Below are 9,847 nucleotides of genomic sequence, written 5' to 3'. Positions count from 1 at the left end.
AGGAGGAGGAACATATCCACCAGGTACTAAGGTAGAAATCCCAGGTGAAGATGGAAACACAATTACTGTTGAAATCGGTAAAGATGGTTCAGGTAAAGTACCAAATGACAAACTTCCTAAGAAAGCTATCCCAGGTACAGGAACAGTAACAGAACCGAACAAGAAACCATCACAACCAGTGGATGTAACAACACCAGCTCGTAAGACACCAACACTAGATGTTGAACAAGATCCTAAGACAGGTGATGTTATAGTAACACCTAAGAAACCAGATGGCTCAACATTCCCACCAGGAACTACGGTAGAAATCCCAGGTGAAAATGGTCCAATCACTGTTGAAATCGGTCAAGATGGTAAAGGTAAAATACCAAATGACAAACTTCCTAAGAAAGATGTCCCAGGTACAGGTAAGATTACAGAACCAGGTAAACCAGCTGTAGAAGTTCCTAATGTAACAACGCCAGCTAAGGTCACACCAGAAACACCAGAAACTGAAAAACCAGGTAAGATTGAAATTACTCAACAACCAAATGGAAATGCGATTGTAACGCCTAAGAAACCAGGAGGAGGAACATATCCACCAGGTACTAAGGTAGAAATTCCAGGAGAAAATGGAACAACAATCACAGTAACAGTTGGCGACAATGGTTCAGGTGAAGTACCAAATGACAAACTTCCTAAGAAAGCTGTCCCAGGTACAGGAACAGTAACAGAACCGAACAAGAAACCATCACAACCAGTGGATGTAACAACACCAGCACGTAAGACACCAACAGTAGAGTTGGAACAAGATCCTAAGACAGGTGACGTTACAGTAACACCTAAGAAACCAGATGGCTCAACATACCCGCCAGGAACTAAGGTAGAAATCCCAGGTAAAGATGGTAACCCAATCACAGTAACAATCGGTGAAGACGGTAAAGGTAAAGTACCAAACAGTGAATTACCAGACGGTAAAGTTCCAGGTACAGCTAAGATTACAGAACCAGGTCAACCAACAGTTGAAGTTCCTGATGTAACAACACCAGGTAAAGTCACACCATCAACACCAACAGATACAAATCCAGTTGCACCAGTGACACCTGATATGCCAGTCAAACCTGATACTAATGGAAATTCTGGTCAAGATAAACCAGCACCAGCTACTCCAACTCCAAATGCAGTTACTCCGAATGCAAATCAGGTAGATACTAAGACTACTGTTGATAATGGAGCTAAGTCAAATGATTCTCAAAATGTATTGCCAAATACAGGAACAGAATCAAATGCGACTCTTGCATCTCTAGGACTTCTTGGACTATTGAGTGGATTTGGACTTGTAGCTCGCAAGAAAAAAGAAGACTAAAAATTTAGTCAAAATATGAACTGTTCATTGTTAAGTGGACGATGAATAGAAAAGATTAAACAACGGCTTTGTTCCTCGTTTTAAGAGGTACAAGGCCGTTGTTGTGTTTTTGGAAAGTAGATGCTAATCTTTGTACTAAGAAGCTCTCAATTAGATACGCTATTAATTGGGATATGGAGTGAGTCATTTGTTACCATTAAATTTTTTAGGTGATTATTTTTTACTATTAAAAATGACGATGAATTATCTGATATGATAGGTGGTTACAGATTTATTTTAAAGCTGGAGGGTTTGTCTATTCAAAAATACAATATAATAACATTTTATGTATAGTTAAACAATTTATCCTTTATTCTATGGAATAAAACAGTTTTGTCTTGTGTAAATATATTAAAAATGGTATAATCGAGCTGTGATAGCTGTGATGTGTAAACATGCTCATCATAGTAGGCTTCATGGGTGCGTTACTATAAGAAGTGTAGCCATGAAGAATACTTTTAATTTGATTTTGTGTTTTAACATAAGGAGGAACAATGGAAAATAAATCAAATTCGCTCAATAGAATCAAGCGCCAGCAACGTGAAAAAGTTTTGCGCTATTCTATTCGTAAATATAGTTTTGGTGCAGCTTCAGTTGCTGTTGCAGCGCTGATGTTTTTGGGTGCCCGCGTTGCGAGCGCGGATAGTGTGCTTCCAAACGCTCCACAATCTAATACGGCTAATGCGGGTCTAGTGAACCCTAAAGATAAGGTCGATTCGCCTGTGGATGTTGCAGAATCTACTGACAACAAAGTAGATACAGAAAATCAAGCGCTTACAACTGCTGCACCTAGCGCGTCTACAGTTGATAAAGCCAAGTTGAAAAAAGTAGTTGAAGAATTAAATGCTCTTCTTTCTACTAAATTAAACCTTGACGACTCAGTAGTATCGCCTGTCAAAGACAGACTTCAAAAAGGGAAAGAAGCCCTAGAAAGTTCTGAGCTAGCTCAAAAGGATATCGATGAACTTGTAGAACTCTTGTCTAAAGATGTGACAGTCGTATCAGCTGCTAAGGAAGCAACTGAGGTTCAAGTAGATAAACAAGTAGCTAAAACTGAGAAGCAGGCTGAAAAACCAGCGAGCCAAACTTCTCCTGAAGTAAGCGCAAGCGAAGAGAGTCAAACTGTATCAGCTAAAAAAGATACTTTGAAAGTATCTGTTGAACAATTGCAGGCAGCTGTTTTGGAATTGCCTGAGCATGAGACTAGCAAAGAAGTTCTTGAAAAAGCCAATGAACTATTGGGCTTGGCTCAAGGTGTTCTTGAAAATACAACAGTTTCTCTGAACGATGTTGAAGATATGACAAAACGTGTGAAGAGAATGTTTAACTCTGTTAAAAACGCTACAACACGTTTGACTTCAGGTGCTCGTGACTCACGTAATGGCAAGAGCATGGGTCAAGGAACAAACTTTAGAGCAAATGGTGAAATTAATCAAGGTGCTTTAACTAATGTTAAATATTTTGCTTCTGTCGATCCGAGAGAGAACGGTGGACGAAGAACAATAAATGATAATCCTGAGTTTACTAGAAATAAGACTGATATTAAGGCAACCTATGTACAAGATAGTGAAGGTAAATGGATCGTCTATGATGTCTTTTTCAATAACGATGGGAAAAAGATGACGACAAGTTCATACCAACAACAGTATTATTTCCAAGCACCATTTAATATCATGGATCCTTCTAATACAGTAAGAGATTTAAGGTTCACACGTTATAGTCCTAAGAATCCAAATGCTAGTAAAAAACTTTCTGATGGATTTGAAGCGTTTAATCAATATGGGAACACAGCTTATATCTCAAATCCATGGGGACAACAATACAAAATTTTTAATAATGATGGATACTCATTTTACGATCCAAGTTCAGGGGTAACTCGTAATGATCAAAGAAAGGATGTATTTAAGAACAACGAAAATGATCCTACATTAAACACACTTACGAAAGATAAAAATGGAAATTATCCTAAATTATCATATTATTTAGGTGTCAAATTAGGAAGAGAGAGTACAAACTATGCTGTGCATATGCATGCTAAGATTAAAATAAGAGATAATGTGACTCCTCAAGAAGCAGCTCAATACGGTCGTGTCTATGCAGCCTCAACAACATCAGGATGGACTACTAATCAGTCTTATATTATGGGGGCAACAGGTTCTCGTTTACAAAATGATCCAGAAGCACCAAAAGATCCAATTAAAGGTTTAACCGTTACAAAAACAGTATGAGATAACGCAGGAGATCCAATAAACCCTGTATCTTCAGGTTATGTTACACATAAAAATGGGAAATCATTCCCTGCAGGTATGAACTGGACTTGGGCAGGTGATCGTTCACCAAGTACAGCACAAGCAGGGGTATTCAAGTATACTTCTATTGCGACTTATAAAGACGGTACTAAATCAACTGATGCAGGTTCTGGTTCAGATGGAACAGTTACATTAAACGTTAAACCAAAACAACCGACGATTACAACGAGTGTTGAACATAAAAAAGGTTTACCAAATCAACAAATTACTGTAAATGTTGGAGACGGAGTACCAAACGGTTCGACAGTTAAACTTTATGATGGTAATAGAGTTATTGGAACTGGAACAACTAATGGACAGACTGCTACAGTTACAGTTGCAGAAGCTTTGCCAGGAAATCCTATTAAAGCTGAAACAGTAGTTACTAATAATAATGGAACAGTAACTTCTGATAAAAGTAATCCTGTTACTCCAACAGAAGCACCAGATAACCAACCACCTACATTAACAATCTCACCAGCTAGCCAAAACGTAGTAGAAGGTCAACAAGTAACCTTCACAGTAACAGCAAGAGACGATAAACATGTTAATTTTGATCCTAGTGATTTAACAACGAAATATAGTAGTAGACTTATTACAGGGAATGTATCTGCAACTCCATTAACAAACACGGATACTGAACAATCAAGACGAATTACAATTACAACAACTGCAGAAGATGTTGGTAAAACGAATACGATTACATTTAAGGCTACTGATAATGCAGGTCACGCAGCTAAACCAGTAACATTTACTTTCACTGTAACATCTCGTGACAAGATAGCTCCAACAATTACAGCAGGTGATGCTACAGTAACTAAAAACGAACCAATCACGCCAATTCCTGTAACAGCTGTAGATAATCCAGGTGGAGTTGGAATGCGTGATAATAATCCAATTGAGGTAAGCAATTTACCACAAGGATTAAAATATGAAAATGGCAAAATTACAGGTACTACGAATGCTAAGACAGGATTCTATACTGTAAAAATTAAAGCATATGATAAAAATAATAATTCTTCAGAAAAAACAATAAGAATTACTGTTCAAGATCAAGCTAGCAAATATAATCCGACAGGAGACACGTTAACTGTAAACCAAGGTCAGCCAATCACAGATGATGCAGTAAAAGCAAAAGTGAAGAACTATGCACCAGGAACATTAACGGTACAAAGTAAACCAACTTCAACTGCAACAGCAGGAAATGCAGGAAATGCGGTTGTAAAAGTAACCTATTCAGATGGATCAAGTGATACTGTAAATGTACCAGTTACAGTAAAAGACGTAACAGGACCAACAATCACAGCCAATGATACAACTGTAACTAAAAACGAGCCAATTACTCCAATCCCTGTAACAGCTGTAGATAATACAGGTGGTGTTGGAATGCGTGATAATAATCCAATTCAGGTAAGCAATTTACCACAAGGATTAAAATACGAAAATGGTCAAATTACAGGTACCACGAATGCTAAGACAGGATTCTACACTGTAAAAATCACAGCGTATGATAAGAACAATACGGCATCAACTAAATCAATCAGAATTACTGTTGAAGAGCAAACTAACAAATACAACCCAACAGGCGATTCATTGACAGTAAACCAAGGTCAAGAAATTACAGATGAAGCAGTAAAAGCAAAAGTAACAAATTATGGCCCTGGAACATTAACTGTAGAAAGCAAACCAACTTCAACTGCAACAGCAGGAAATGCAGGAAATGCTGTAGTTAAAGTTACATATCCAGATGGATCAACTGATCGTGTAAATGTACCAGTTACAGTAAAAGACGTAACAGGCCCAACAATTACAGCAGAAAGCGCAACAGTAACTAAAAACACACCAATTACACCAATCCCTGTAACAGCTGTAGATAATACAGGTGGTGTTGGAATGCGTGATAATAATCCAATTCAGGTAAGCAATTTGCCACAAGGATTAAAATACGAAAATGGTCAAATTACAGGTACTACGAACGCTAAGACAGGATTCTACACTGTAAAAATCACAGCGTATGATAAGAACAATACGGCATCAACCAAATCAATCAGAATCACTGTTCAGGATCAGTTATCAGGAACAATAACAGAAAAAACTGTCCCAGAAAAAACACCTGTCCCAGCAAATACTAAGGTAGTAACACCAAATAGACCAGGTACAACGATTACAACAGATAAACCAGTAAATGGTTTAACAGTTGATAACGGCGGAAATCTAGTAGGAACACCAACAGTAGACAATTGGGAACCAAAAGAAGAAGAACGCACAGTAGAGATTCCAGTTAAAGTGAAGAATGGTGATGAAGAAGTTGTAGTGGATGTTCCAGTTACAATTCAACGTGATACAGATGGAGACGGCATTCCAGATGTGACTGATCCAGACGATGACAACGATGGAATTCCAGATACAGAAGATGCAAATCCAAAAGTAGCTGATAAATTAACAGGAACAGTAACAGGAAAAACTGTACCAGAGAAAACACCTGTCCCAGCGAATACTAAGGTAGTAACACCAAACAAACCAGGTACAACGATTACAACAGATAAACCAGTAAATGGTTTAACAGTGGATAATGGCGGAAATCTAGTAGGAACACCAACAGTAGACAATTGGGAACCAAAAGAAGAAGAACGCACAGTCGAAATTCCAGTTAAACTGAAAAAAGGCACAGAAGAAGTTGTAGTTAAAGTTCCAGTTAAAATTCAACGCGATACAGATGGAGACGGTATTCCAGATGTGACTGATCCAGACGATGACAACGATGGAATTCCAGATACAGAAGATGCAAATCCAAAAGTAGCGGATAAATTAACAGGAACAACAGTAGAAAAAACTGTACCAGAGAAAAAACCAGTACCAGCAGGTACTAAGGTAATCACACCAAACAAACCAGGTACAACGATTACAACAGATAAACCAGTAAATGGTTTAACAGTTGATAACGGCGGAAATCTAGTAGGAACACCAAAAGTAGATAATTGGGAACCAAAAGAAGAAGAACGTACAGTAGAGATTCCAGTTAAACTGAAAAAAGGAACAGAAGAAGTTGTAGTTAAAGTTCCAGTTAAAATTCAACGCGATACAGATGGAGACGGTATTCCAGATAAAGTAGATTCAGATGATGACAACGATGGAATTCCAGATGAGGAAGAAATCAAAAATGGAACAAATCCAAAAGTAGCGGATAACTTAACAGGAACAGTAACAGAAAAAACTGTACCAGAGAAAAAACCAGTACCAGCAAATACTAAGGTGATAACACCAAACAAACCAGGTACAACGATTACAACAGATAAACCAGTAAATGGTTTAACAGTTGATAACGGCGGAAATCTAAAAGGAACACCAGAAGTAGACAATTGGGAACCAAAAGAAGAAGAACGTACAGTTGAAATTCCAGTTAAACTGAAAAAAGGCACAGAAGAAGTTGTAGTCAAAGTTCCAGTTAAAATTCAACGTGATACAGATGGAGACGGTATTCCAGATGTTAAGGATCCAGACGATGACAACGATGGAATTCCAGATGAGGAAGAAATCACAAATGGAACAGATCCTAAGACACCAACAACTCAAACTCCTACAATCGAAATTACTCAACAACCAAATGGAAATGCGATTGTAACACCTAAGAAACCAGATGGAAAACCATATCCACCAGGAACTAAGGTAGAAATCCCAGGTAAAGATGGTAACCCAATCACAGTAACAATCGGTGACAATGGATCAGGTGAAGTACCAAATGACAAACTTCCTAAGAAAGCTGTTCCAGGAAAAGGAACAGTAACAGAACCTAATAAGAACCCATCAAAACCAGTAGATGTAACAACACCAGCTCATAAGACACCAAAACTAGAGTTGGATCAAGATCCTGAGACAGGTGACGTAACAGTAACACCGAAGAAACCAGATGGTTCAACATTCCCACCAGGAACTAAGGTAGAAATCCCAGGTGAAAATGGTCCAATCACAGTAACAATCGGTGAAGACGGAAAAGGTAAAGTACCAAACAGTGAATTACCAGACGGTAAAGTACCAGGTACAGGTAAGATTACAGAACCAGGTAAACCAACGGAAGAAGTTCCAGTTGAAACACCAAGTAAGATAATACCAGGTGCTCCAACAACAGAACAACCAGTTGAGATTGAAATTAATCAAAAACCAAATGGTGATGCAGTAGTAACGCCTAAGAAAGAAGATAGAAAACCATACCCATCAGGAACTAAGGTAGAAATCCCTGGTGAAGATAAAGATGGAAACCCAATTACAATCACTGTTACGATTGGCGACAATGGTTCAGGTGAAGTACCAAATGACAAACTTCCTAAGAAAGATATCCCAGGAAAAGGAAAAGTAACAGAACCTAATAAGAAACCATCACAACCAGTAGATGTAACAACACCAGCACATAAGACACCAAAACTAGAGTTGGAACAAGATCCTAAGACAGGTGACGTAACAGTAACACCTAAGAAACCAGATGGATCACCATTCCCACCAGGAACTAAGGTAGAAATCCCAGGTAAAGATAAGGATCACCCAATCACAGTAACAATCGGTGAAGACGGAAAAGGTAAAGTACCAAACGCTGAATTACCAGAAGGTAAAGTACCAGGAACAGGTAAGATTACAGAACCAGGTAGACCAACAGAAGAAATTCCAGTTGAAACACCGGCTCATAAGACACCAAAACTAGAGTTGGAACAAGATCCTAAGACTGGAGACGTAACAGTAACACCGAAGAAACCAGATGGGTCACCATTCCCATCAGGAACTAAGGTAGAAATCCCAGGTAAAGATAAAGACCACCCAATCACTGTTACAATTGGTGAAGACGGTAAAGGTAAAGTACCAAACACTGACCTACCAGAAGGTAAAGTTCCAGGTAAAGGTAAGATTACAGAACCAGGTAGACCAACAGAAGAAGTTCCAGTTGAAACACCAGCCCATAAGACGCCAACACTAGATGTTGAACAAAATCCTAAGACAGGTGATGTTACAGTAACACCGAAGAGACCAGATGGTTCAACATTCCCACCAGGAACTAAGGTAGAAATCCCAGGTAAAGATAAAGATCACCCAATTACTGTTACAACTGATGACAATGGTAAAGCTAAAGTACCAAACACTGACCTACCAGAAGGTAAAGTTCCAGGTAAAGGTAAGATTACAGAACCAGGTAGACCAACAGAAGAAGTTCCAGTTGAAACACCGGCTCATAAGACACCAACACTAGATGTTGAACAAGATCCTAAGACAGGTGATGTAACAGTAACACCGAAGAGACCAGATGGTTCAACATTCCCACCAGGAACTAAGGTAGAAATTCCAGGTAAAGATAAAGACCACCCAATCACAGTAACAATCGGTGAAGACGGTAAAGGTAAAGTACCAAACACTGACCTACCAGAAGGTAAAGTTCCAGGTAAAGGTAAGATTACAGAACCAGGTAGACCAACAGAAGAAGTTCCAGTTGAAACACCGGCTCATAAGACACCAACACTAGATGTTGAACAAGATCCTAAGACAGGTGATGTAACAGTAACACCGAAGAGACCAGATGGTTCAACATTCCCACCAGGAACTAAGGTAGAAATTCCAGGTAAAGATAAAGACCACCCAATCACTGTTACAATCGGTGAAGACGGAAAAGGTAAAGTACCAAACAGTGAATTACCAGAAGGAAAAGTCCCAGGAACAGGTAAGATTACAGAACCAGGTAGACCAACGGAAGAAGTTCCAGTTGAAACACCAGCTCATAAGACACCAAAACTAGAGTTGGAACAAGATCCTAAGACAGGTGACGTAACAGTAACACCGAAGAGACCAGATGGATCAACATACCCACCAGGAACTACGGTAGAAATCCCAGGTAAAGATAAAGATCACCCAATCACAGTAACAATCGGTGAAGACGGAAAAGGTAAAGTACCAAACAGTGAATTACCAGAAGGTAAAGTTCCAGGAACAGGTAAGATTACAGAACCAGGTAGACCAACAGAAGAAGTTCCAGTTGAAACGCCAGCTCATAAGACACCAACACTCGATGTTGAACAAGATCCTAAGACAGGTGATGTAACAGTAACACCGAAGAGACCAGATGGTTCAACATTCCCACCAGGAACTAAGGTAGAAATTCCAGGTAAAGATAAAGATCACCCAATCACAGTAACAATCG

General features: G+C 38.9%; 3 protein-coding genes. All 3 read left to right on the top strand.

The window, feature by feature from the left end; genetic code table 11:
- On the top strand, positions 1–1,345 hold a 1,345-nt coding region (locus FJR77_RS10070), incomplete at its 5' end, for an LPXTG cell wall anchor domain-containing protein (protein ID WP_140834734.1).
- Between the two features lie 533 nt (positions 1,346–1,878).
- On the top strand, positions 1,879–3,612 hold the full coding sequence (locus FJR77_RS10065) for a YSIRK-type signal peptide-containing protein (RefSeq protein WP_140860143.1): 1,734 nt from the start codon (positions 1,879–1,881) through the stop codon (positions 3,610–3,612).
- A 78-nt stretch (positions 3,613–3,690) separates the two neighbouring features.
- The coding region (locus FJR77_RS10060) for a Rib/alpha-like domain-containing protein (RefSeq protein WP_140860141.1) at positions 3,691–9,847 on the top strand (6,157 nt) is incomplete at its 3' end.

It is taken from the genome of Streptococcus shenyangsis (genome assembly GCF_006385785.1).
Classification (GTDB): domain Bacteria; phylum Bacillota; class Bacilli; order Lactobacillales; family Streptococcaceae; genus Streptococcus; species Streptococcus shenyangsis.
The sequence above is the reverse complement of the archived record's forward strand: the minus strand, read 5'-3'. Positions and strand labels throughout refer to the sequence as shown.